Below are 22,351 nucleotides of genomic sequence, written 5' to 3' on the forward strand. Positions count from 1 at the left end.
ATTTTATAACAAACATGCGGATTGCAATCTATTTGATCGCGAGTTTCTTCTTCTTCGCTTTTCAAGTTCACTCCCAATCGCTCGATATCATTTTTAATATAAAAGATCGACAGGGACCTTTGCCAGGAGCTACCGTCAGAATTTTTGATGTGTCAAAAACACAAGTCCTCAACGGAGCACAAACAGATGATTTGGGTATTTTAAAAATACGCGTAGATGTGTCAAAGGCTCGATATGCAGAAATACGTATGTTGGGCTACCGCACAGAGTGGATTACACTCAATAAATCAACCTCCTACACAATAGAATTGCGGGAAGAGAGCTATTCTTTGCCCAACGTGGTCGTAACCGCCTCTAAAACTGAACAACGCATCGAAGAGACCACTGTTTCGCTTACGGTAATTCGCCCAAATCTGGTCGAAAACAAAAACCCCACCGATGTACAGCAAACGATGAATCAGGTGCCAGGTGTAAATGTAAACGATGGACAGGCAAACATCCGCTCAGGTAGTGGCTGGAGCTATGGAGCAGGTACGCGCGTGCTGCTCCTGCTCGACAATCTGCCTCTCATTTCGCCCGATGCCAATCAAGTACAGTGGACCATTGTACCCTTCGAATCGCTCGAACAACTGGAAGTAATCAAAGGTGCCTCCTCAGCATTGTATGGGTCAAGTGCCTTAAATGGCGTAATCAATGTACGCACTCGCAGCGACTATCGCAAGCGCAGCTGGCTAAACGTGTTTACCGGAGGCTATCCCTTGGCACATCGTTCAGAGCTCAAATGGTGGAATGGTGCTCAAACCCTCGGCGGTGTACAGATGAGTCTACAAAATCGCAGAGAAAATCCGAATGACGAAAACCGCTGGTTTGGCTACTTAGTCAGCGGATTAGGCCAGTGGGACGAAGGCTACCAATGGCGTTCGCCTGACAATCGAAGCAGGCTTTTTTTTAAAACCCACTGGAACAGAAGTAAGAACTTGCAATATGGTGTAAACGGCAACATTTCCTATCGAAAAAGTGCTTCACCCCTCATCTGGAATGGTGAGAATCAGGCACTCATCGCGCAAGACAGCAGTATTACTACCGCCCAGGGCTTTACGTATCACATAGATCCTTGGCTTACCATTAATAATTTCCGAAAAACTGGTGTATTTCGCCATGAAATTAACGGGCGCTTTTTGGCAATCGACAACAATTCGCGAGACGATTCAACCGTATATGACAACGCAAGTAAATCGTATCTCGCTCAGTATCAATTGCAATGGCTTTCTTACACAGGTTTGAAAATTACCGGAGGCTTCTTTGGTCTATGGTCCGAAAGCAACAGCGAACTTTTTGTTGGGCGCCATACAAGCCGAAATCTTGCCACCTATCTGCAAACAGATTACAAATGGAACAGACTAAGCCTTAGTGCTGGGGCACGTTTTGAATCTTTTATGCTTGATGACAGGCAACAGAGTAAACCGGTGTTGCGCTTCGGAGCCAACTATAAAGTAGCGCCATATACCAATCTATACGCTTCGTGGGGACAAGGTTTCAGATTTCCTTCAATGGCAGAAGCTTTTACACAAACCAACGTGGGAGCAGTTAACATTTTTCCGAATCCTAAGCTCAATCCGGAATTTGGCAATACCTATGAAATCGGAGCGAAACAGCTGCTTGCTGTGGGTCAGAAGCTTAAAATGCAGGCTGAACTAGCCTTGTTCAGAATGGATTTCGACGACATGATTGAATTTACCTTCAGCCGTTGGGATACAGTCGGAGGGCTTGCCGAGCTGCAAAGGCAGTTGGGATTTAAGTCAGTAAACGTAGGTGCCGTGCGCATTCAGGGGGTTGAATTAACCTTTACCGGGCTTTACGAATCTAACAATCACAAGTTTGAATTTCTTGCCGGATATGCCTTCAGCGATCCGCGCGTGCGCTATCCTGATAGGCCCTTTATCTTTAACGAAGTAACCAGCCAATACCTTACTTATCAAAGTTTGAGTACTGACGACAGCACAGGCACACTTAAGTACAGATACAGGCATTTGCTTAAAACCGACGTGCAGTGGACACACATCAGAGGCTATCGAGCTGGAATTTCATTGCGTTACAACGATTACATGCGAAATCTGGACCGCGTATTTTACCAAGTTATTCCGGGTGTGCAATCTGTTCATCAACGACTAAACAGAGGAGATTTGGTGATCGACCTTCGCATTGGATACAAATGGCCATCGGGAGCAATGGTAAACCTGATTATAGATAATGCACTTAATCGGGAAATCATGATTAGACCTGCCTTCCTGGCACCGCCCATGAGAGTAATGTTGCAATATCAGGTGATGATAGATCGATGAAAAAACCGGGATATAAAGTATCCTTTGACGGTTAGCAATTAAAAAATCTAAAAACCAACCTATAGTTTAATCCGGAAATTTTTCGTGTTCCGAGCGATCTCAGGTATTAATTCGATATAAATGTGGGTTTATGCTGTTAATTTCTAGCTATTTTATCCGGCAATGGAGGTTGAAACAATAGGCTAAAAATATCCCTCTCGCTTGCGCACTTCCATGCTGTAGGCAGTCTGGCGATCGTCGTGTCGATGTCCACGTTCGCTGGTTTGGGTAGATTCCAGTTCGCGGATGATGTCTTCCAAGGTTGATGCATTCGATTCGATGCCGCCAGTGATCGTAATATCGCCTAAAGTGCGAAAGCGGATAGTTCGAGTAGTTGGTATTTCATCGGGTCGGATGGTGATGTAGGGAGATATTTGCAACCAGGCTCCATTGCGATAAACGACTTCGCGGGGCCTGGCAAAATAGAGCGAAGGCACTGGCAGGTTGTGCTCGCGAATGTAGTACCAGATGTCAAGTTCCGTCCAATTACTAAGTGGGAAGATGCGAAAATGTTCTCCCTTAACGATTGAAAGATGTGCCAAAGTGCCGAGCTCAGTGCGTTGATGCTCTGGATGCCATGCCCCGGAAACATCGCGGTGTGAAAAAATGCGTTCCTTCGCCCGAGCACGGTCTTCATCGCGTCGACCTCCGCCCAGTAGAGCATCGACCTGATGTGTGCGGATGTAATCTAAAAGCACGACCGATTGAATTCGGTTTCTGTTTTTGTCTGGTCCTTCAGGCTCGGTTACAAGACCTTGATCAATAGCTTTTTGAACATCAGCTACTTCAAGAGTATATCCAAAATGCTGTACAAACCAGTCGCGGTATTCAAGTGCTTCAGGGAAATTGTGGCCTGTATCTACTTGTAGGAGTTTAAAAGGAGGTGGTGCAGGATAGAAAGCTTTGTGCGCAATGTGGCTTAGAGTAATTGAATCTTTACCCCCCGAAAAAAGAATCATGGCATTTTTAAAATGCCTTGCGGAAATGTAAAGAATCTCAACGGATTCTTCGACGAGATGAGGCAGGTAGTCAGGTGCTCGCGGGGTCATTTCAGCGCTTTTTTACTTTTAAGCTGAGCCCAAGAACAAAGGTAGAAACCAGCTCTTGTTTGGGAGTTTCGTAATGGGTAAAGGCATCGACGGTAACATCACGCGTCACTCGACTTCCTGTGCTTAAACTTTCCGCTACTTGTAGCCTAATAGCTTCACCCTGAGTACAAACGAAATACACGTCGCTTTCTGGACGTTTCAAAAAATTGGCTTTAAAGTCTTTAAACACTAATCCGGAGTCGAGATTTAATTCGTGGCAAAGAGCATATCCGAGATATCCTGCAGCCAAATCAGCACCAACTGCTTGTGCCCCAAAATACATGGAACCATAGTGATTTTTAGTGAAAAAATAAAGCGGCAGTTTTACAACGATTTTCTCATTTGTCATTTCGAGCAGGTGTGGACGACATAGTCCGATCAGTGGTATTTTAAAACGGCCAAGCAGCCAGAGCTTAAATCGATAGTTTCGCAGATTCATGTGTTGTTGATATGTGATTCATGCGGTTCGATGTGAATGAGTACATCGGAAATGTTAGGCAAGTGATGCATCAGTGTATCTTTAAGGCGGTGCGCAAGATCATGCCCTTCTTTTACGGTGATATTCCCATCGACAATGGCGTGCAAATCTACATAATATGTAAGGCCAGTCTTACGGATATAGCACTTTTCGGTATCGATTATCCCTTCTACAGTTTTTGAAATACGGCGAATGTCTTCTTCCAGTTCATGATGAATGTGTTCATCCAACGCTTCGCTGAGGGCAGGCCGCAGAATTTTGTAGGCATTGTACAAGATAAAGAGGGCAGCAATCATGGCAGCGATTTCGTCGGCCACCACAAATGCACCGCCCAGCAACACAGCTACACTTACACCTGTAAGAGTGGCCAGAGAAGTAATAGCATCGGCGCGGTGATGCCATGCTTCAGCCCTACCTGCGGTACTGTGCAAACGGTCTGAAGCGCGATAAATAATTCTGAATGCCAGTTCTTTAGCAACAATAATGGCAGCAATGACAGGTATGGTCCACCATTCTGGCGACTCTTGAGGCTTGCGGATGTTGAGCACACTTTGGTAAAAAATGATTAAAGAAGAAATAATGAGAAATAAGACTACGACAAAAGCAATGAGGGGCTCTGCACGTCCATGTCCGTAGGGATGATTTTCATCAGCCGGTCGGCTTGCATAGCGAGCTCCTAACCATACAATACCCGAAGCCACCACATCAGATGCTGACTCGATGGCATCAGCCATTAACGCAAAGGAATTTCCTAAAATACCGAAAAAAAGTTTAGCAATTATTATAAAGCCATTGAAAACAAATGACTTGCGCAATAAAGATTCGATGGGATGCGTAGCCTTCAATCAGTGCAGAAAATTTTAGCGCGCAAGTATAACTTCGAAATAACCATTCTCGGCTACGATAGGCACATCATTCCACCAAACACGAGCTATAGACCGTACGATCAGTTCTCTATTGGTGTTGCGATCCATCATTCGATATTCGGCAAATTCAAAACGCACTCTCTGAAGGGCAACACCAGGAAATTGAATTGTGTAATCTATATTCTCGCGCAATTTTGAGGTATTTTCCAGTAAAAAGGCTCCATACTTTTTTGAAATGCGAAATTCTACAAATGTGCCCTCCGGATCTTGCCAACGAATTTCAGCCCAAGGAAAGTGCCCAACATAATTGGTGTCGAGCAAATCGTTTCTAAAGTTGTCTTTGACTGAAAGTGTAAAAAGCATTGATTCGCGCAAAACAGGCTCTTTAGAGCAAGAAATCACCCAGAAAAGCAACGGCAAAATCTTCCAAATTCGATACTTCATTTTTTCAGCCGGTTTAATGACAAATATAGCAAATCAAAAAAGCTTCTTAGTAAATAGATTAAAGTGGCTAAAGATTAATTTGCTTTGGGCGAATGTAAACTTTTCAGAGGATAATTTTTTTTAATCATAAAGCTGTAAATGACTTTGATGCCCGATTAGTTTAGCTTTAATGATAGCAAAATTATTTTTTTAATTTCATCCTTTTGATTAGCAATTACATAGAAATTTTATCATACTTTTGTTAGTGACTTTTAGAATTTAAAAAAATCAATATGCTAAAATTCAGTGCTTTTAATATAAAATCTATAAACACAGCAGAAATCAATCTTCGCTCTGAACTTCCCGAGCAATGGCAAAACGAACTGAAACAAGGTGGTTGGTTTCGTATATTCCTTCCCAAAGCACTTAAGGGCGAGCAACTTTCACTTCCGGCCGGCCTTGAAGTGCTTTACAAAACAGCTAAAATAAATGGGAGTCTTGGCTGGAGAGTGAACCTTGGCGCGGGTGCCGGATTTTTCGCTGGCAGTATGCCCCTTGAAACTGCTGAACAAATTTACAAAGCCCCCGATGCCGTCGTAGCTGGCAGTGGTTCAGCTTCTGGCAAAGCATCAAGGCAGCCTTTTGGATGGAAAATATCAGGAGCTTGGACCTTTTGCACTGGGGCACTATCCGCCACGGCTTTTACAGTAAATGCGAAATTGCCAAAAGGAGAAGTGCGTACCTTTATTCTTCGACCTGATCAAATCTCGGTAGTGAAAGACTGGCCTTATTGGGCGCTAAAAGCAACTGAAACCTATGCCATCGAAGTAAAAGACGCTTTAGTGCCATATGAGTACAGTTTTACAATAGGTCAACACAACAATTTTCCGGAATACAGCTTGTACGAATTGGATTTCATGCTCTTTGCGCGCTTTTGCATGGCCGCCTCGCTTTTGGGAATGGCGGCTGGTTTTTTTGAAGAATTCAACAAAACTGAGATAAAAGATAGCGATTTGGAAACAAGATTTTCGGCTGTGAAAGACTTTGAACTGTACCATACGATATTTAAAAGCGAATTATGGAACCTTGCAAGTGAAGCGAAAAAAGTTGAAAAATCTTCGGACCAGAAGTCTTTGAATTCTTCCCTACAGAAATTAATAAAAAGATTAAAGCCATTAATGGAAGTCAAATCCCTGGAAATGATGCAGTACATTGGACTCGAAGCGATGAACGAAACACGAGAACTCCATCAGAAATGGAAAGACTTTTTATTGGCCGGTCAGCATTTTCTATATAAATAAGCTCAAAATTTTACAGCAACTCGTTTGCAAGGTTGGCCAATTCAGAGCGCTCGCCTTTTTCGAGGGCAATGTGCGAAAAAAGTCTCTGGCCGCGCAGCTTGTGAATCATATATGAAAGTCCATTTGACTGTTCGTCGAGATAGGGAGTATCAATCTGGTAGATATCACCGGTGAAAACGATTTTAGTGTTTTCGCCTGCACGAGTTATTATGGTCTTCACCTCATGGGGTGTAAGGTTTTGGGCCTCATCTACGATAAAGAATATGTTGGATAAGCTGCGGCCACGGATGTACGCCAAGGGTGTAATGACAATTTTTTCATTTTCTACCATTTCATCAATGGCTTTAGCTTCTTTATCCTTTTCGTCCCACTGGTTTTTGATGAATTTTAAATTGTCCCAAAGGGGCTGCATGTAGGGGTTGATTTTAGCTTTCATATCACCGGGCAGGTAGCCGATGTCTTTATTGCTCAGCGGTACGATAGGTCGGGCGAGATAAATCTGCTTGAATTCGCGTCGCTGCTCGAGGGCGGCTGCGAGAGCCAGGAGGGTTTTACCGGTGCCGGCTACCCCTGATATAGCCACGAGTTTTATGTCTTTGTTCAATAAAGCATGGACGGCGAAAGCCTGCTCGGCATTGCGGGGTTTTATGCCGTAGGCCGTGTGCTTGGGCACATGCTCTAAATGCGATGTGAAGCCATTGAAATAGGCCAGAGCGGTATTCCGGCTCGATCGCAAAATGAAAAATTGATTGACTTCGGGTTTAAAGAGCTTTCTGCGTTTTTGAATTTTTTCTAATTCTACACTGCCCGTTTGATAAAGCGCATCGATAATTTCTGGTACAAAGCCATCTACTTCGGCCTTACCTGTATAGAGATTTTCGAGGTCTTTAATTTTTCCGGTTTCATAGTCTTCGGCTTCTACCCCCAGGGCTTTGGCCTTGAGGCGCAGGTTGATGTCTTTGGTGACGAGGATGACACGGCGGTGTGGCTCTTCCTTTTTTAGGTTGATGCAGGCGTTGAGGATCTGGTGGTCCATTTTATTGCCCATATAGACGCGGGTGGCATCGACCTCACCACCAGCGGCATTCATGATAACTTTAAAATTTCCCTTTTTGCCTCCATTTAGCGAAATCCATTCGGTCAGGCTCTTGTCTTTGGCCTTGCGGTCGAGAAATCGGATGAATTCACGGGCTTCGTAGTTTTTGGTGTCGTTGCCTTTTTTGAATTCGTCCAATTCCTCCAGTACCGTGATCGGAATAGCCACATCGTGCTCCTGAAAGTTTTGAATGGAATTGTGGTCGTAGAGAATTACTGATGTGTCGAGGACAAAGATTTTCTTTTTTGAGACAGAAGATTTTTTTGCTGAAGTTTTGGCAGAATCAGCCATCGATTTTTTCCATTAGTATAAAGCTAAAGTATTCTTAATCTCGATTGACTTCTAGTTCTTAAAAAGCTTGTTTTAAACAAATTATTCACAAAATCGAAAAGCTGATAATTATTATGAAAAAGGGTGATTTTGATTCAAAGTTTATCACCAGGTATTATTTAACCTTTGCAAATTGTAATTGTGTAATAAAAATGATTAAAAAATTTTTAAAAGTTTTATTTTTCTTTTTGTTTGTGATAAACAGTCTGATTGGACAAAACGATTTTAATTATGAAATTTCTCTCAAACCGATAACAATTCCAAATCTACCCGGGCTTCATTCGTTTGCCCACGGTCAGCACGAGGGTACATGGCTCATCATAGGCGGCAGAAAAGATGGATTACATCCACGTCAACCGTTCAATGCCTTTCCGGCCTCGATGAACAACACTGATATATATGTTATTGATCCCGTTTCAAAACAATTTTGGACTGCCCCGGTGAGTAGTCTTCCTACGAGCATCCGCGAGCAGTTTCAATCAACAAACATGAATTTTTATCAGCATGGAGATACACTCTACATCATTGGTGGTTATGCCTTCTCGGCATCAGCAAATGGGCATATTACATTTCCGTACTTATCAACTGTTCGCGTGTCATCCGTCATAAATGCGATAAAAAACAACCAGCCGTTTAGCTCGTTTATTAAGCAAATTCAAGACACGCTGTTTGCCGTTACGGGCGGGCATCTGAAAATGATTGACAACATGTTTTACTTAGTGGGCGGCCACAAATTCGACGGCCGTTACAATCCGATGAACAATCCGACATTCACTCAGAAGTATACCAATCAGATCAGGAAATTCACTGTCAATAACTCTGGTAGCCAGCTAAGTTTTGGGAATGTAACGGCTATTACCGATCCCATTCATCTACATCGCCGAGATTACAATCTGGTGCCACAGATTTATCCCAATGGAAAACGGGGCTTGATGATCAGCTCTGGGGTATTTCAGGTTAATGCTGACTTGCCCTACTTATACCCAGTGGATATATTCGATTCAGGTTACTTCCCACAACCAAACTTTAATCAGTATCTCAGCAATTATCACAGTGCCGTATTGCCACTTTATGACAGTATAAACAACCGAATGCACAGCATTTTCTTTGGCGGAATGAGCCAGTATTATTATCAAAACGGTCAATTGATTCAAGATAATCTGGTGCCTTTTGTGCGCACCATCAGCAGAGTGACCCGCGATGCCAACGGACAATTGACAGAGTACAAACTGCCTGTAGAAATGCCCGCTTTAAAAGGCTCATCTGCCGAGTTTATTTTAAATAAGGCTGTTCCACACTATTCGAATGAAGTGATAAAACTGCATCAGATTACACAGGACAGTGTGTTGGTGGGCTACATCTATGGCGGCATTCAGAGCACGGCACTGAATCCGTTTTCAAACAACCAAACTAACCTGACCTCAGCCGACCCAAGCGTTTACGAAGTCTGGCTGAAAAAAGTTCAAACCATTGGAAAAGGGGAGGAAAAATTGTCTGGAGAAACCCCTTATCAAATCGATGTTTTTCCAAATCCGTTCAGAAAAGATTTCACCTTTACCTTTATTGCAGATCGCCCTGTGGACTTCCGTTATTACATCACAAATTCCAAGGGGCAAATCTTGTTTAGCTCAGACAAGCTGCGCTGTCTTGAAGGTAAAAACGAAGTAGAAGTTAAGGGCCTTGGAAATATCAGCAAGGAAGAACTTCTGCTGACAGTGGTTTTTGAAAATAAATATTACGCCATTAAAAAGCTGATTAAAAAGTAGCCTGACAAAAAAATTAAAAATGAGCCGGCCAAACTTGCCGGCTTTTTTGTTTGTTATCACAGGGTCTTTAATGAAAAAATGATTCTTCGGCTTATTCTAGGCGATCAACTCAATCCAAAGCACAACTGGTTTTCAGAGGTCAATCCAGGTGTGCTCTACACGCTGATGGAGGTGCGCAGTGAGACCGATTATGTGGCACACCACATACAGAAGATAGCAGCTATTTTTCTTGCGATGCGTCATTTTTCGAAAGAATTACGGCAGATGGGCCATGCCGTGGAATATTTTACGCTTGATGATCCACGCAACCGGCAGTCATTCGCCGGAAATTTAAAAGTACTGTGCGAGAAATATCCCATTGAGCGAATAGAGTACCAGGAGCCTGACGAATACAGGGTGGACAAAATGTTGGCTGCATTAAAAGAGGAGTTGGGACTTCCCGTCCAGATGGTGAGCTCTGAGCACTTTCTCGCCAATCGAAACAGTCTTTCGGAAGTTTTTTCCGGTAAGAGAACCTATCTTCTTGAGAGCTTTTATCGCCATTATAGAAAGAAATACAACATCTTGATCGACCAAAATGGACAACCCGAGGGTGGCCGATGGAATTACGATGCCGAAAACCGAAAGGCTTTTCCAAGAAATCATGTGCCACCCCCTCCATTTCTCTTTCACCACAGAGCAGATGAAATAGTCAAACTCATAGCGAAAGAAGGCATAAAAACGATAGGCCAAATTCCTGAAAATACCATCACCTATCCGATCAATCGAAGTGAAGCGCTTGAGCTCCTCGAATATTTTGCCAAAAATCTATTGCCGTGGTTCGGCACCTTTCAGGATGCCATGCATACGCAGTACAGTACGGGGTACCATTCGCGACTGTCGTTTGCACTGAATGTCAAAATCTTGCACCCATACGAAGTAATCAATCGCTGTATAGAAGAGTGGCACAGCCGCCCCACAGAAATCAGCCTATCACAAATCGAAGGATTTGTGCGCCAAATACTTGGCTGGCGTGAGTACATGCGCGCCATATACTGGGCAAAAATGCCGGACTATGCGCTGCTCAATCACTTTCAACACACAAGTCCGCTGCCTGAATGGTATTGGACAGGAAATACACGGATGAACTGCCTGCGCCATGCCATCGGCCAAAGCCTGACAATGGCGTATGCCCACCACATTCAGCGCCTGATGGTCACCGGTAATTTTGCGCTCCTGGCAGGCTGCCACCCGGATGAGGTGGACCGGTGGTATTTGGGCATCTACATCGACGCTTTTGAGTGGGTAGAAATCACCAATACGCGGGGCATGAGCCAGTTTGCCGATGGTGGCATCGTGGGCACAAAGCCATATGTATCATCGGCCAACTACATCAGCAAGATGAGTAACTACTGCGACAGCTGTCACTACAACCCCAGGAAGCGCTACGGGGAAGGTGCCTGTCCATTCAACAGTCTGTACTGGCACTTCTATGACCGCCACCGAAAGCTGCTGGAAAAAAATCCTCGCATCGGAATGATGTATCAGTCCTTGGATCGTATGGCCGAAAATGAGCGACAAAACATTTTGAAACAGGCTGAAGAGTATTTGTCACATATTAATGATATTTGATATACTGACCCTCGTAACTTAATATCTACCAGCGAGAATTCCATTACATTTGGAACAGATTTAATTCCCATAATTTGATATGAAATTGACTTGTTCGATGGCATGCATGACGGTCTGTTGTAGTGTATCCATTTTTGCTCAAAAAACTGACCTAACGCTGGTACCATCGTCTTCCTTTGACCCTACGGCCATACGCGAATATTTCTCGGGTAATTTTTCCGCAGGTTTGGTTACTTACCGCGATTTTGCCACGTCGCCTCTTTTTTACTCCGGGCCGGGATTAGTGCTTTCAACCTACAATTCAGACCGATCCGCCCAGCGCGATCAGATGCTTGACCTACGATTTGGATTTTACTCTGCATTTGCCATGGTTCCAGAAAGCTCTGTGCTCAGCTCTATGACGACGGCTACGCTCAGTCAGGTACAGGTGTACTATCACTATCTGATGGGAATAGGTCGTATATCCAACGACCAATGGAATTTCAAAGCCGGTCCGTCGCTGGTGATCACGCAAAACATCCGCATCAATCCAGCTCTGTTAAATAATGCTCTGGGGCTTGAAAATTTGACCAATCTGATGGTCACAGGATTGGTCACCAGAGATATAAGCCGAATGCGTGAGCGCAGGCTGAATTTGTACTTATTTAAAGTGACTCTTCCAGAGCGCCGGAGAGAGCTCAGGGCTCAGCTCAATATCGGTGTTCTGAATTTTAACTTCCGGCCAGGCTATGCCTACACATACGATGCCGAAATCATCGGTACTGAAACCAGTCCGCTGGAGTGGGCGCTGGCCAACTACCGCTGGACGATGAATGGCTGGCGATTGCAGACACGCCTCGAATGGCTATGGTATTTGCACAATGGCAATGCATTCTGCCTGCTGTATGAATGGGATGCGCTTCATGCTCCAGGAAGACATGAGGCCTTTCAGATGGCTATTCATAATGTGGGATTTGCGTACTACTTCGAACGAAAAATTCGCCTTAAGAAATGAAAAAAATACTTCTTGCTATAGTGGGTGTCGGTATGCTGCTCTCGTGTGAGCGGGCGCTTTTTGAAAGGGATAAAGCCTCAAACGACCCGCTGGTCAACTTTGACTACCTGTGGAACGAAGTGGATAAAAAATATTCGTACTTTCAACTCAAAGGCATCGACTGGAATATAGTACGAGACACGCTTAGGCAAAAACTTTCGAATCAATCTACTGAATTTGAACTGTTTGACGTGCTGGCTGAGATGCTCAATACCCTGCGAGACGACCATACTAATTTGATTTCGCCGTTCAACGTGTCGCGGTTTAACGTGGAGCTTCAGAAGCCCGCTAATTTTAATGCGCGGACAGTTGAAAAATATTATATACCAAACGGATGGATTACGGGGCCATTTTTTCATGACTTTCTGGCAGGCGGTCAGGTTGGTTATATCCGATATTCAAGTTTTATGAGCAGCTTTAGCGGTCAACAGCTCGATTTTGTGCTGAGCCGCTACAAAGACACCAAAGGTCTGATACTCGATCTGAGGAGCAACGGAGGTGGTTCAATTTTCAACGTACCGCTGCTGCTCAGCCGGTTTACCACCGAGAGATTGCTGGCCGGCTACACCATCACGCGCAACGGACCGAATCATACCGACTTCGGCCCACGGGAAAATTTCTTTATTACACCGGATGGTGATGTAAAATATCTGAAACCAGTCATTGTGCTGATCGACAGAGGGTCGTATAGCGCTACCACCTTTTTTGCCGTTCTCAGCCTTGCCTTGCCAAATCTGACGCTGATGGGCGATACCACGGGCGGTGGAGGTGGTCTGCCGAATGGCGGCCAGTTGCCCAATGGCTGGCGATACCGCTTTTCGGTGAGTCAACTGCTGGATCTGCAGGGAAACAACTATGCAGAAGACGGCGTTCCTCCACAAATACCCGCATCCTTTGACTGGAACGACCTGACTCGTGATGAAATCATCGAGCGCGCCTTACAGGAGCTCTTGTAATACGAGCCGAGTGTGAGATGCTTTCTATAAAAAAGGTGTTTTGACTACCACAGCTTTCAGCTGTTTGCCGCGAATGTCAATGAAAATCTCGCTGCCCGGCGCTGAAAATTCAGTGGCTACATAGCCTAGGCCTATGGCCTTGCCAAGTGAGGGCGATTGGGTGCCTGAGGTGACTTTACCAATTACAGTGCCTTCGGCATTCATTATAGGATAATCGTGGCGGGGTATACCCCGGTCGATCATCTCAATGCCCACGAGTTTGCGGGTGGGGCCTTCGTCCTTAACGCGCTTTATGATGTCGTGTGCGGTAAATTCCTTGGTAAACTTTGTGATCCAGCCCAGTCCGGCTTCAATGGGATTGGTGGTATCGTCGATGTCGTTGCCGTAGAGACAGAATGCTTTCTCAAGGCGCAGGGTGTCGCGTGCACCGAGACCACAAGGCTTTATTCCATAGGGTTTACCGGCTTCGAGTACAGCATTCCAGAGGGTTTTGGCAGCCTCATTGGGCACGTAAAGTTCAAATCCTCCTGCCCCGGTGTATCCTGTCGCTGAGATCAGCACATTCTCAATACCTGCGAAGCGCCCGTATTGAAAGGTATAATAACCCATTTCGGCCAATTTCACATCGGTCAGTGACTGCATAGCCTCAGCAGCCTTCGGACCTTGGACGGCAAGCAGAGAAATTTGATCAGAAATATCAGTGAGCCGGGCGTCAAAACGATTTTTAGACTGTATCCAATGGAAGTCTTTTTCGATATTGGAAGCATTGACTACGAGCATGTAGCGGCCTTCGGCGATCATGTACACCAGCAGGTCGTCCACGATGCCACCGTGTTCGTTGGTCATGCAGCTGTACTGGACTTTGCCGGGGAAGAGTTTTGAAGCATCATTGGTAGTGACTGACTGTATAAGATCGAGCGCACCAGCCCCTTCGACCAGAAACTCGCCCATGTGCGATACGTCGAAAACTCCAAGCGCCTGGCGTACCGCATGATGCTCCACTATAAGTCCTTCGTATTGAACTGGCATTTCAAAACCGGCAAAAGGCACCATTTTGGCACCCATAGCTCGATGTATATGGGTTAGGGTTGTTTGTTTCATTAAAGTTGATTTTTCGGTACAAAGCTAAACGCATGCTGCAGGTGTATTAGAACAGCATTTAAAATTTTTCGCTTATTATAAGCGGCTAGTAAGCTGCTGCCGCTTAAGGTACATAGACGGGAGTTTTTAAAATTTTTGTCTGCGTCCAAAGACATGAAGGTTACTGTTTAAGCTGGTAATGAGAAAGCAGAGCAGAGCACCGGATAAAGAGGAAGCCCAAAAGGAACCGACCCGAACACTGAACGCAGTGAAGAATAAGGAGAGGTTTGCCTAAAAAAGAAAAAATAAAAAAAGGGCTGCCTAAAGCCCTAGAATTTAATGAGGTAATTAAAAATTTTTAATTCGAAGTTTTATTTGTCGCCATATATACAACCCATGCACCCCTAAGCTCGTTGAGGTTGAAATCGTAAGCACGATCAGAAGGATAACGCTTGCGGATTTCTTCGAGGGTAGCTGGAGCAATATCGCCACGCTCAATTACTCCGTGACAGTTTAAACACAAAGGTTTCATGATAATGGGCTCGAAGTGGCGGATATAGCCGTCGAAAAGGTCGATGGTCTGCGCCGGTGGAATCTGTCCTTTGGCCGAGAGCTCAGCCATGTGCTGAAGTACAGCTGTTTCAATGGAGTCAGGTTTATTGGCGGGATTGCGGTATCTGAGGGCTACCCGGCGCACGAGTACGCCATAGTACCGGGATAAGCTGTCGGTGACCGGATGGGCGCGTTCGTTGCAATAGGCTACTGCTTTGACGGCATCGCCTCCTTCCAGTCCTTTCTGAAGCTCGGCGAGCATCGCCTCCTGCATGATGCTGACAATCTTCTGAGCGTCGGTGCGGGGCTGTCCGGTGAAGATGGTATCCTCATCGTCCTGAGCCTTCTGACCGCACTGAATCAGTGATACGGATGCAATCAATGCGGAGAGCAGCAAATATTTCTTCATTGTCTTATGTAATTAGAATATCCTCCTTCGAGATTTGCGATGTAAGAAAAACCAGCTTTTTTAAGGGCATCAACACTATTAGAGCTACGGCGACCGCTAGCGCAATACACCAGTACTGTATCTTTTTTAGGCAGGTTTTTTAATTGCTGTTCAAAATCGGGCGAGTAATAGTCAACATTCAGGGCACCATCTACGTGACCAGCGGCATATTCATCAGGTGTACGAACATCGAGCACTAACACATTTGGACTCTGACGCCAGGCATCGAACGTAGTGGCATCAATATCAGCGTGTGATGTTTGGGATACATTATTAGAACATGCTGCAAGTACAACTAACATGCTTACTTCAGCCAGCCCTTTGATTTTCATTGCTTTATTTTTTGAATACCAAATATACAGCTATTACAATTAAAACGAATGCGACCAGATGATTAAGTCGAAGTTGTTCGGTTTTAAAAAAGACAAGGGCAAAAATCAAAAAAACAGTAATGGAGATTACTTCTTGTATGATTTTAAGCTGTATGAGAGAAAACGGGCCACCGTTTCCCTTAAAGCCAATGCGATTTGCCGGAACTTGAAAAAAATATTCAAATAGGGCTATACCCCAGCTGATAAGAACTATGGCCACAATTCCAGCATTTTCAAACCACTTCCACTCCTTAAACTTTAAATGGCCATACCAGGCTAGAGTCATAAATGTATTGCTCATCACTAAGAGTAAGATGCTTAAAACTCCTTTCATATTTTTTTTATAAATAAATTTTTAGGACGAATGTAAAGCAGTATCAGATAGAATGTCAGATGATGTATTCGGCAGATAAACCGATGCATATTTGTGCATGATTACAGAGTCTTTCACTTCGTAGAAATAAAAGAATTTTAACTTATTTATGTTCAAGTATGGGTAAAAACATTCAAATGCACTCAACGACAAAAAATTCCATAGAGAGAAAAGCAAACCCAGGGTCATTTTCTTTTTTGATTTGGACTGCCTTTTCCACTGGCTTATTCATTTTGTACTTTGACAAAGTCTTGCCCGATCCGGCGCAGCTTCCGCGTCAGATAGCTATTGGAATAATGACAACGATTCTTGGAATTTATTTTTATCAAAAATTTAAAAACCAGACCTTTAACATTCATTACGCAGGCATTGCTCTTATCGGTTGGTGGATCACCATGGCCTTTCTCATCCCAAAAGCCCTGGTAGAGGTCGATGCGCGAGTAGAATTCTTGCGACATGGTCTTTCTGTAGCATATTTTATCGTAATGGTTAATCTCTTTAAAACGACAAGCCTCGACGAACGCCATTTATCTACGCTTTACATCTCATCGGCTCTGATCATCTCAATGGTAGCTCTTTTTCAGATTTTGCTTCTTCTAAAGAAAGAAGATTTTTTTATGCAGATGTACAGCGTGCAATCAGTGATCGGACACAAGAACCTGGTCTCAGGCGCTTTGTTAATCACCCTGCCATGGATGTATTACATCTTCAGATATTCTGAGCTGAATAACAGAGTTTTTGGATTAGCCGGCTTCTGGTCTTCTCTTATTGTGATCGGCCTGCTGAGAACGCGAGCTGCTTGGGTCGGACTTTTTTTAGCCCTGTTGATACTTGCGCCCAATGCACTTCGGTGGATGAGAAGCAGCCGGCAAATAGAGCTTAACTATAAGCGCATCCTACCTTTTACTTTGGCCGCCATTACGCTGATTGGCAGCATCTACATCTCTCGCCATCAAATCATTGATCCTACCAACCTGAACCATCGAATTAAGTTTTGGAAGAATTCGATCGAGATGTTTAAAGAAAATCCTTTCGGAGTGGGCGCGGGTAATTGGCAATTTTGGTTTCCTAAATATGGAGTTGAAGGCATGAATACATCCGTAATGGACGGCGAAACGGTATTACCTCAGCCGCATAATGACTTCCTATGGGTGCTCACCGAAAGCGGCATTGTAGGTTTTCTTTTCTTTATTGCCTTTTGGGTGCTTGTACTATTCACTGCATACTCTATTTATAAAAGTTCTGCTGATGATCTACTCAAGCGTCAAATGCTTATAGCTCTGTTGAGCATGGTTGCTTATCTTGGTTTCAGCTTTTTCGACTTTCCTTTAGAAAGGCCTGAAATTCAATTACTCGTACTTACTACGGCAGCCTTTGTGGTTTCAAAGTCAACTAAGGGATTTATTAAATTGCCTGCATGGTCAGCATTTGTATTTGTGGGAGTTGCTTTGTCAAGTTCCTATTCGGGTTATCAGAAATTAAAAAGTGAAAAAATTAGTGTTAAGGTACTCGAGGCTAATGCTCGTCAGGATGCCCGACGCATCATTCCTCTGGCCGAAAGCGCTCTGAGCAACTACTTTGTAGTAGATCGGGTGGGTAATACTATGTACTATTACATGGGACTAGGCTATATGGCTCAGCAAAATTGGCCTAAAATGAAAGAAATGTTCGACAAAGCCTTAGAGCTTACTCCCTATCACTTTATCAGCATGAACCAGATGGGTAATTTCTACAAAGCCCAAAACGACTTACTCATGGCTCGTGAGTGGTATATCAAAGCGCTGAAAATCGCCCCACGCTATACAGCAGCTCTACTCAACAAATCTGAGGTAGAACACAAACTTGGTTACCACAACGATGCTCTCAACACGCTCAATCTCGTATACGAACCCAAATGGGAAATGCCTCAGTATCAAGCTAAAATCCACAAAATCATCAAATACAGCCTGAGAGCAATAGCTGCCAGTGGCGACTATCCGCGCGGATTGATCCCCTTCTTTCAGAATACTCCACCTTCTATTCTCGAAAACGACCAGCTGCTGGTACAACATTACATCGATTTCCTAAAACAGCGAAAAGCACAACTTCAGAAACAAAACTTACATCCAACCCACTAAAACAATGTCGGTAAAGGATTTTATTCAGTTTGAATTATTCACCATTGGCACCATTCATTTCAGGGTGATCAACCTTGTGGTGTTTGTACTGATCTACCTAATTATCAGACTATCACTTTATTTCCTTAAACTGTATTTCAGAAAGCTCATAGTTCAAAATCGACTTGAGTCGGGTAAAGCACACGCTCTCTACCAGATCCTGGTTTATCTCATTTATGTTATCGGTATTGTACTGGCAATCGAAACCACAGGCGCTAAAATCACGGTACTCATAGCAGGCTCCACAGCTATATTAGTGGGCATTGGCTTAGGCCTTCAAGACTTTTTCAAAGACATCGTAGCTGGCTTAATCTTACTCTTTGAACGCGCCATAGCCGTGGGCGATGTAATCGAAGTAAATGGAATGGTATGCAAAGTACAAGAAATCGGCCTGCGCGCCACCATCGTAAACACTCTTGACGATATCGCAGTAGTGATTCCAAATACAAAGCTAACCAACTTCCCGATCATCAACTGGAGTCAAAATCAAATTCCTACCCGATTTAACATAACGGTGACCGCCGAGTATGGCTCTGACACAGCATTGGTTAAAAAGTTGCTCCTTCAGGCTGCTAAAAGCCATCCGGACGTGTTAGATGAACCACATCCACGCGTTATGCTCATTGATTTTGGAGCCCGTGGTTTGGTTTTTGACCTGTTTTTTTACAGCAATAACCTCTTCGGAATACCAATGGTAAAAAGCCAAATACGCTTTGAAATCGACAAACTATTCCGCAAGTACAATCTCCGCTTCGCCATACCACAAAACGACGTGTATCTCCACTCCCCTACTTCAAAGCCATGAACATAGCAGTAATAGACTTAGGAACGAACACCTTCAACCTGTTGATCTTTGAACAATCCACAGGCAAAATCCTCTATAACGGAAAAATTGCTGTAAAGCTCGGCAAAGGCGGACTCGCCGAACGCAAAATTCAGCCCGACGCCTACCAGCGCGGCCTCGATGCCATGCAGCAGCATAGGGCTACGTGCCTTGCCTATAACGCTACAAAAGCGTATGCCTTTGCCACCTCAGCCGTGCGAAGTAGTACTAACGGACAGCAGTTTGCCGCCGATATAGAGCGCCTTACTGGTATACACATTAACATCATCGACGGCACTACAGAAGCCAGCATTATTTACAACGGAGTCAAAAATTCCATACCAAGTCTAAAAAAAGAAAAATTTCTTGTGATGGACATCGGCGGTGGCAGTACCGAGTTTATCATAGGAAACAGCCAAAAAATGCTCTGGAAACAGAGTTATACCATTGGCGGCAGTCGCCTCATCGAAGTTTTTAAACCTCACGATCCCTTAGAGGCTGACGAAATAGGCGCCATACGCCAGTATGTGCGCGACGAGCTCGAAGACCTCTTCTCTGCCTGCAATGTGTATCACCCGGAGATTCTGATAGGCTCCTCAGGCTCTTTCGATACTTTCGCCGATATTGTTGTCAGGATTCAAAATCAAAACATTATACCCGGTAATGGCTTTGAATTCCCGAAAAATATCCTTTTAGAATTACTTAACACATTGCTCATCAGCAATCAAGAACAGCGACTTCAAATGCCCGGAATGGAGCCATTCCGGGCTGATACCATTCACATGTCAGCCCTCCAGCTCGAAATAATCCTTCATTCCATCCCTTCCCTCAAAAAAATTCTGCTCTCCACCTTTGCCCTCAAAGAAGGAATTATGTTCCAAATCTTAAACAACCAGTGTACATGGCAAGAATCCTCATTGTAGAAGACGAGCGCGCGATCCGTAAAGTACTGCGCGATATATTGCTCAACGAAAACAAATCATACCAAATAGACGAAGCCGAGAATGGCCAACAAGCCATCGACATGGCCGGAGACAACTTCTACGACCTCCTTCTCTGTGACATTAAAATGCCCGGCAAAGACGGCGTAGAAGTCCTCCGCTACTACAGAGAGCATTCACCCGATACGCAAGTAGTTATGATCTCAGGCCACGGCGATATGGATACGGCCATCGAGTGTATTAAATCAGGCGCTTACGACTACCTCTCTAAACCTCCCGACCTTAATCGCCTGCTAAACACCGTGCGCAACGCCCTCGACCGAAAAAACCTCATCGTCGAAAACAAAATCCTCAAGAAAAAAATCAATCGTCAATACCAAATGGTGGGCGAAAGCCCTGCCCTTCAGGTCGTGAGAGAAATGATTGATAAAATTGCCCCTACCGATGCACGCGTGCTTATTACCGGCTCAAATGGTACAGGTAAAGAACTCGTCGCCCGGCAAATCCACGAAAAGTCAAACCGCAACTCAGGCCCCTTCGTGGAGGTTAACTGCGCTGCTATCCCCTCAGAGCTCATCGAAAGCGAACTCTTCGGCCATAAAAAAGGTGCCTTCACATCCGCCGTCAAAGACCGAAAAGGAAAATTCGAACTCGCCGACGGCGGTACTCTCTTCCTTGACGAAATCGGTGACATGAGCCTCTCCGCCCAGGCCAAAGTGCTTCGCGCCCTTCAAGAAAACAAAATCACCCCCGTTGGTGGCGATAAAGACATCAACGTTGACGTACGCGTAATAGCTGCCACCAATAAAAACCTGCAGGAGGAAATTGCTAAAGGCAATTTCCGTGAAGATCTCTACCACCGACTTTCGGTCATTATCATCCGAATGCCCACACTCGCCGAGCGTCGTGATGACATCCCACTCCTGATCGACTATTTCACCAAAAAAATCAGCGAAGAACAGGGCCTTCCTCCTAAAAAATTCGCCCCCGACGCTGTTAAGCACCTACAAGGCCTGCCATGGACAGGAAATATACGCGAACTGCGCAACGTCGTGGAGCGCCTAATGATTCTCGGCAGCAATCCCGTCACCCTCGACGAAGCCCGTCAGTACGTGTAATTTTTTTTCTTTTTTGGGCGTGCCCCCTGACAAGGCGCCTGTAGCGCCTTCGTCAGGGGTCGGGCTATACGCTCATATTCGCCTTGCATGTGGGGGCGGCACATCGCGCTACGTTGTCTGCTCTCAGGAGGCAGCCAGCCTCGCGCAGTGTGCCGCTATGCCCCACCTGCTACGGCTCATATCCGCTCCTATCCCTCACGCGGCAGCGGCCTTCGGCCGCTTTTTTTATTATTTCCTAAAAGTTTACTTCTCTTCGTCAAACTTTATATTTCAATCCAATCCGAAAGCCGACGCGCTTAAATAATAAAAAAACGTAGATTCATTATTTTCTATTAAAACACTATGACCTTAAAAAAGACTAAACCCCACTCATCAGCACAATGGCTACCACAGCCAGCAGTATCGATAGCATCTTTGCAGTAGTAAATTTTTCTTTGAAAATCACCACCGACACTACTGCCGATAGAATTACAATTCCCATATTATTTAAAGGAAAAGCCCTTGAGCCGTCCATCCCCGGCAATTGTAACGCCCTCACTAAAAAGTAAATTGACCCATAATTAGGTATTCCCAACGCAATACCACCGATCAACGACCTCAAATCCATTAAATTCTCACCGTTGAGTATTCGCCTTCCTGCAAGAGTTGCTGCACCAAACAAAAAAGCACTCCCAAAGCAAAGAGCCGAAAAAATCGCTGACGTTTCATCTGTTAAATACATCTGCTGTACATATTTAAGCAATGCATCGAGTATCCCACTTCCTATAAACAAGATTATTGGCATTAAGCCTATTTGAACCCTTCCAGTAGCTCCTGATGAATTAATTACACTAAGCAAAAGCGCTGGAAATGCCAACAGAATCCCAATTCCATTTAATATACTCAATCGCTCCTGAAAATAAATCAGAGAAAACACTACAGGTATAGCCAATGACATCTTTACAGCTACCGATACCACAGCCACACCATACTCTTGAGTAACCCTCGCCATAAGACCAAAGAGCGTAATGAATAAAAAGCCTATAAAAATCACATAGGGCCAAAAGTCTAAACGATTGCTATTGAAGGCACTTCCTGAGTCAACCATCAGCCCCAGAGTGAGTGCCACCAAATAATTCACCACTATCGCCTTAAATGTATCGACCTTAAATCTTGGAAAT

The 22,351-nt window shown here is 44.5% G+C and carries 21 protein-coding genes; 11 read left to right on the forward strand and 10 right to left on the reverse strand.

Going from position 1 to position 22,351, the window contains the following annotated elements; translation table 11 throughout:
* Positions 1 to 14 precede the first annotated feature (14 nt).
* Positions 15 to 2,342, forward strand: a complete 2,328-nt coding sequence (locus tag ACK4EX_RS08675; protein ID WP_409771845.1) for a TonB-dependent receptor — start codon at positions 15 to 17, stop codon at positions 2,340 to 2,342.
* 182 nt (positions 2,343 to 2,524) lie between these two features.
* Here the strand turns inward: ACK4EX_RS08675 and cysD are convergent, their stop codons facing one another.
* The 4 genes from cysD to ACK4EX_RS08695 are packed head-to-tail and all read right to left on the reverse strand — an operon-like array spanning position 2,525 to position 5,257.
* The gene (gene cysD / locus ACK4EX_RS08680) at positions 2,525 to 3,430 is read right to left on the reverse strand and encodes a sulfate adenylyltransferase subunit CysD (RefSeq protein WP_409771847.1); all 906 of its coding nucleotides are present in this window, start codon (positions 3,428 to 3,430) and stop codon (positions 2,525 to 2,527) included.
* 1 nt (position 3,431) lies between these two features.
* Positions 3,432 to 3,908, reverse strand: a complete 477-nt coding sequence (locus tag ACK4EX_RS08685; RefSeq protein WP_409771849.1) for a PaaI family thioesterase — start codon at positions 3,906 to 3,908, stop codon at positions 3,432 to 3,434.
* Positions 3,905 to 4,792 carry a cation diffusion facilitator family transporter gene (locus ACK4EX_RS08690; protein WP_409771851.1) on the reverse strand — a complete coding sequence of 296 codons (888 nt, stop codon included), beginning with the start codon at positions 4,790 to 4,792 and terminating at the stop codon, positions 3,905 to 3,907. The genes ACK4EX_RS08685 and ACK4EX_RS08690 overlap by 4 nt, the downstream gene beginning before the upstream one ends.
* Positions 4,793 to 4,807: 15 nt before the next feature.
* On the reverse strand, positions 4,808 to 5,257 hold the full coding sequence (locus ACK4EX_RS08695) for a hypothetical protein (protein WP_409771853.1): 450 nt from the start codon (positions 5,255 to 5,257) through the stop codon (positions 4,808 to 4,810).
* A 272-nt stretch (positions 5,258 to 5,529) separates the two neighbouring features.
* Between ACK4EX_RS08695 and ACK4EX_RS08700 the strand changes: the two genes are divergently transcribed.
* Positions 5,530 to 6,537 carry a hypothetical protein gene (locus ACK4EX_RS08700; RefSeq protein WP_409771855.1) on the forward strand — a complete coding sequence of 336 codons (1,008 nt, stop codon included), beginning with the start codon at positions 5,530 to 5,532 and terminating at the stop codon, positions 6,535 to 6,537.
* Between the two features lie 10 nt (positions 6,538 to 6,547).
* On the opposite strand, the gene ACK4EX_RS08705 is transcribed toward ACK4EX_RS08700, so the two are convergent.
* Complete coding sequence (locus tag ACK4EX_RS08705) at positions 6,548 to 7,924, reverse strand: PhoH family protein (RefSeq protein WP_409771857.1); 1,377 nt, start codon at positions 7,922 to 7,924, stop codon at positions 6,548 to 6,550.
* Between the two features lie 191 nt (positions 7,925 to 8,115).
* Here ACK4EX_RS08705 and ACK4EX_RS08710 point away from each other — a divergent pair, with 191 nt between their 5' ends.
* The 4 genes from ACK4EX_RS08710 (at position 8,116) to ACK4EX_RS08725 (ending at position 13,329) form a co-directional block, all read left to right on the forward strand.
* Entirely contained in the window at positions 8,116 to 9,729 is a 1,614-nt protein-coding gene (locus tag ACK4EX_RS08710) for a hypothetical protein (RefSeq protein ID WP_409771859.1), read from the forward strand.
* A gap of 78 nt (positions 9,730 to 9,807) precedes the next feature.
* The gene (locus tag ACK4EX_RS08715) at positions 9,808 to 11,340 is read left to right on the forward strand and encodes a cryptochrome/photolyase family protein (RefSeq protein WP_409771861.1); all 1,533 of its coding nucleotides are present in this window, start codon (positions 9,808 to 9,810) and stop codon (positions 11,338 to 11,340) included.
* Positions 11,341 to 11,437: 97 nt separating this feature from the next.
* Positions 11,438 to 12,334, forward strand: coding sequence for a hypothetical protein (locus ACK4EX_RS08720; RefSeq protein WP_409771863.1), 897 nt, complete (start codon positions 11,438 to 11,440; stop codon positions 12,332 to 12,334).
* Positions 12,331 to 13,329: a S41 family peptidase gene (locus tag ACK4EX_RS08725; RefSeq protein ID WP_409771865.1), complete on the forward strand. Its 999-nt coding sequence runs from the start codon at positions 12,331 to 12,333 to the stop codon at positions 13,327 to 13,329. The genes ACK4EX_RS08720 and ACK4EX_RS08725 overlap by 4 nt, the downstream gene beginning before the upstream one ends.
* Positions 13,330 to 13,353: 24 nt before the next feature.
* On the opposite strand, the gene gcvT is transcribed toward ACK4EX_RS08725, so the two are convergent.
* From gcvT to ACK4EX_RS08745, 4 genes are all read right to left on the reverse strand, one after another.
* Complete coding sequence (gcvT, locus tag ACK4EX_RS08730) at positions 13,354 to 14,430, reverse strand: glycine cleavage system aminomethyltransferase GcvT (protein ID WP_409771867.1); 1,077 nt, start codon at positions 14,428 to 14,430, stop codon at positions 13,354 to 13,356.
* Between the two features lie 337 nt (positions 14,431 to 14,767).
* Positions 14,768 to 15,370, reverse strand: coding sequence for a DUF3365 domain-containing protein (locus ACK4EX_RS08735; RefSeq protein WP_409771869.1), 603 nt, complete (start codon positions 15,368 to 15,370; stop codon positions 14,768 to 14,770).
* Positions 15,367 to 15,741 carry a rhodanese-like domain-containing protein gene (locus tag ACK4EX_RS08740; RefSeq protein ID WP_409771870.1) on the reverse strand — a complete coding sequence of 125 codons (375 nt, stop codon included), beginning with the start codon at positions 15,739 to 15,741 and terminating at the stop codon, positions 15,367 to 15,369. The genes ACK4EX_RS08735 and ACK4EX_RS08740 overlap by 4 nt, the downstream gene beginning before the upstream one ends.
* A 4-nt stretch (positions 15,742 to 15,745) precedes the next feature.
* Positions 15,746 to 16,114: a DMT family protein gene (locus ACK4EX_RS08745; RefSeq protein WP_409771873.1), complete on the reverse strand. Its 369-nt coding sequence runs from the start codon at positions 16,112 to 16,114 to the stop codon at positions 15,746 to 15,748.
* 176 nt (positions 16,115 to 16,290) lie between these two features.
* Between ACK4EX_RS08745 and ACK4EX_RS08750 the strand changes: the two genes are divergently transcribed.
* Genes ACK4EX_RS08750 through ACK4EX_RS08770 form a run of 5 tightly spaced genes read left to right on the forward strand, consistent with a single transcriptional unit; the run spans position 16,291 to position 21,495 of the window.
* Positions 16,291 to 18,270 (forward strand): O-antigen ligase family protein, encoded by a 1,980-nt coding sequence (locus tag ACK4EX_RS08750; RefSeq protein WP_409771875.1) that lies wholly within the window; start codon positions 16,291 to 16,293, stop codon positions 18,268 to 18,270.
* A 4-nt stretch (positions 18,271 to 18,274) separates the two neighbouring features.
* On the forward strand, positions 18,275 to 19,114 hold the full coding sequence (locus ACK4EX_RS08755; RefSeq protein WP_409771877.1) for a mechanosensitive ion channel family protein: 840 nt from the start codon (positions 18,275 to 18,277) through the stop codon (positions 19,112 to 19,114).
* On the forward strand, positions 19,111 to 20,055 hold the full coding sequence (locus ACK4EX_RS08760; RefSeq protein ID WP_409771879.1) for a hypothetical protein: 945 nt from the start codon (positions 19,111 to 19,113) through the stop codon (positions 20,053 to 20,055). The genes ACK4EX_RS08755 and ACK4EX_RS08760 overlap by 4 nt, the downstream gene beginning before the upstream one ends.
* Positions 20,034 to 21,191 carry a sigma-54-dependent transcriptional regulator gene (locus ACK4EX_RS08765; protein ID WP_409771882.1) on the forward strand — a complete coding sequence of 386 codons (1,158 nt, stop codon included), beginning with the start codon at positions 20,034 to 20,036 and terminating at the stop codon, positions 21,189 to 21,191. The genes ACK4EX_RS08760 and ACK4EX_RS08765 overlap by 22 nt, the downstream gene beginning before the upstream one ends.
* Positions 21,192 to 21,204: 13 nt before the next feature.
* Complete coding sequence (locus tag ACK4EX_RS08770; RefSeq protein WP_409771883.1) at positions 21,205 to 21,495, forward strand: hypothetical protein; 291 nt, start codon at positions 21,205 to 21,207, stop codon at positions 21,493 to 21,495.
* A gap of 54 nt (positions 21,496 to 21,549) precedes the next feature.
* Here ACK4EX_RS08770 and ACK4EX_RS08775 read toward each other — a convergent pair whose 3' ends face one another.
* Positions 21,550 to 22,311: an EamA/RhaT family transporter gene (locus ACK4EX_RS08775; protein ID WP_409771885.1), complete on the reverse strand. Its 762-nt coding sequence runs from the start codon at positions 22,309 to 22,311 to the stop codon at positions 21,550 to 21,552.
* Positions 22,312 to 22,351 lie beyond the last annotated feature (40 nt).

The organism is Thermaurantimonas sp. (genome assembly GCF_046299575.1).
Taxonomy (GTDB): Bacteria; Bacteroidota; Bacteroidia; order Flavobacteriales; family Schleiferiaceae; genus Thermaurantimonas.

What these genes read in the sequence shown, in the direction of transcription:
- ACK4EX_RS08675 (WP_409771845.1), top strand. Translation starts at nt 15, where the DNA reads ATGCGGATTGCAATCTATTTGATCGCGAGTTTCTTCTTCTTCGCTTTT.
- cysD (WP_409771847.1), bottom strand. Translation starts at nt 3,430, where the DNA reads ATGACCCCGCGAGCACCTGACTACCTGCCTCATCTCGTCGAAGAATCC.
- ACK4EX_RS08685 (WP_409771849.1), bottom strand. Translation starts at nt 3,908, where the DNA reads ATGAATCTGCGAAACTATCGATTTAAGCTCTGGCTGCTTGGCCGTTTT.
- ACK4EX_RS08695 (WP_409771853.1), bottom strand. Translation starts at nt 5,257, where the DNA reads ATGAAGTATCGAATTTGGAAGATTTTGCCGTTGCTTTTCTGGGTGATT.
- ACK4EX_RS08700 (WP_409771855.1), top strand. Translation starts at nt 5,530, where the DNA reads ATGCTAAAATTCAGTGCTTTTAATATAAAATCTATAAACACAGCAGAA.
- ACK4EX_RS08705 (WP_409771857.1), bottom strand. Translation starts at nt 7,924, where the DNA reads ATGGCTGATTCTGCCAAAACTTCAGCAAAAAAATCTTCTGTCTCAAAA.
- ACK4EX_RS08710 (WP_409771859.1), top strand. Translation starts at nt 8,116, where the DNA reads ATGATTAAAAAATTTTTAAAAGTTTTATTTTTCTTTTTGTTTGTGATA.
- ACK4EX_RS08715 (WP_409771861.1), top strand. Translation starts at nt 9,808, where the DNA reads ATGATTCTTCGGCTTATTCTAGGCGATCAACTCAATCCAAAGCACAAC.
- ACK4EX_RS08720 (WP_409771863.1), top strand. Translation starts at nt 11,438, where the DNA reads ATGGCATGCATGACGGTCTGTTGTAGTGTATCCATTTTTGCTCAAAAA.
- ACK4EX_RS08725 (WP_409771865.1), top strand. Translation starts at nt 12,331, where the DNA reads ATGAAAAAAATACTTCTTGCTATAGTGGGTGTCGGTATGCTGCTCTCG.
- gcvT (WP_409771867.1), bottom strand. Translation starts at nt 14,430, where the DNA reads ATGAAACAAACAACCCTAACCCATATACATCGAGCTATGGGTGCCAAA.
- ACK4EX_RS08735 (WP_409771869.1), bottom strand. Translation starts at nt 15,370, where the DNA reads ATGAAGAAATATTTGCTGCTCTCCGCATTGATTGCATCCGTATCACTG.
- ACK4EX_RS08740 (WP_409771870.1), bottom strand. Translation starts at nt 15,741, where the DNA reads ATGAAAATCAAAGGGCTGGCTGAAGTAAGCATGTTAGTTGTACTTGCA.
- ACK4EX_RS08745 (WP_409771873.1), bottom strand. Translation starts at nt 16,114, where the DNA reads ATGAAAGGAGTTTTAAGCATCTTACTCTTAGTGATGAGCAATACATTT.
- ACK4EX_RS08750 (WP_409771875.1), top strand. Translation starts at nt 16,291, where the DNA reads ATGCACTCAACGACAAAAAATTCCATAGAGAGAAAAGCAAACCCAGGG.
- ACK4EX_RS08755 (WP_409771877.1), top strand. Translation starts at nt 18,275, where the DNA reads ATGTCGGTAAAGGATTTTATTCAGTTTGAATTATTCACCATTGGCACC.
- ACK4EX_RS08760 (WP_409771879.1), top strand. Translation starts at nt 19,111, where the DNA reads ATGAACATAGCAGTAATAGACTTAGGAACGAACACCTTCAACCTGTTG.
- ACK4EX_RS08765 (WP_409771882.1), top strand. Translation starts at nt 20,034, where the DNA reads ATGGCAAGAATCCTCATTGTAGAAGACGAGCGCGCGATCCGTAAAGTA.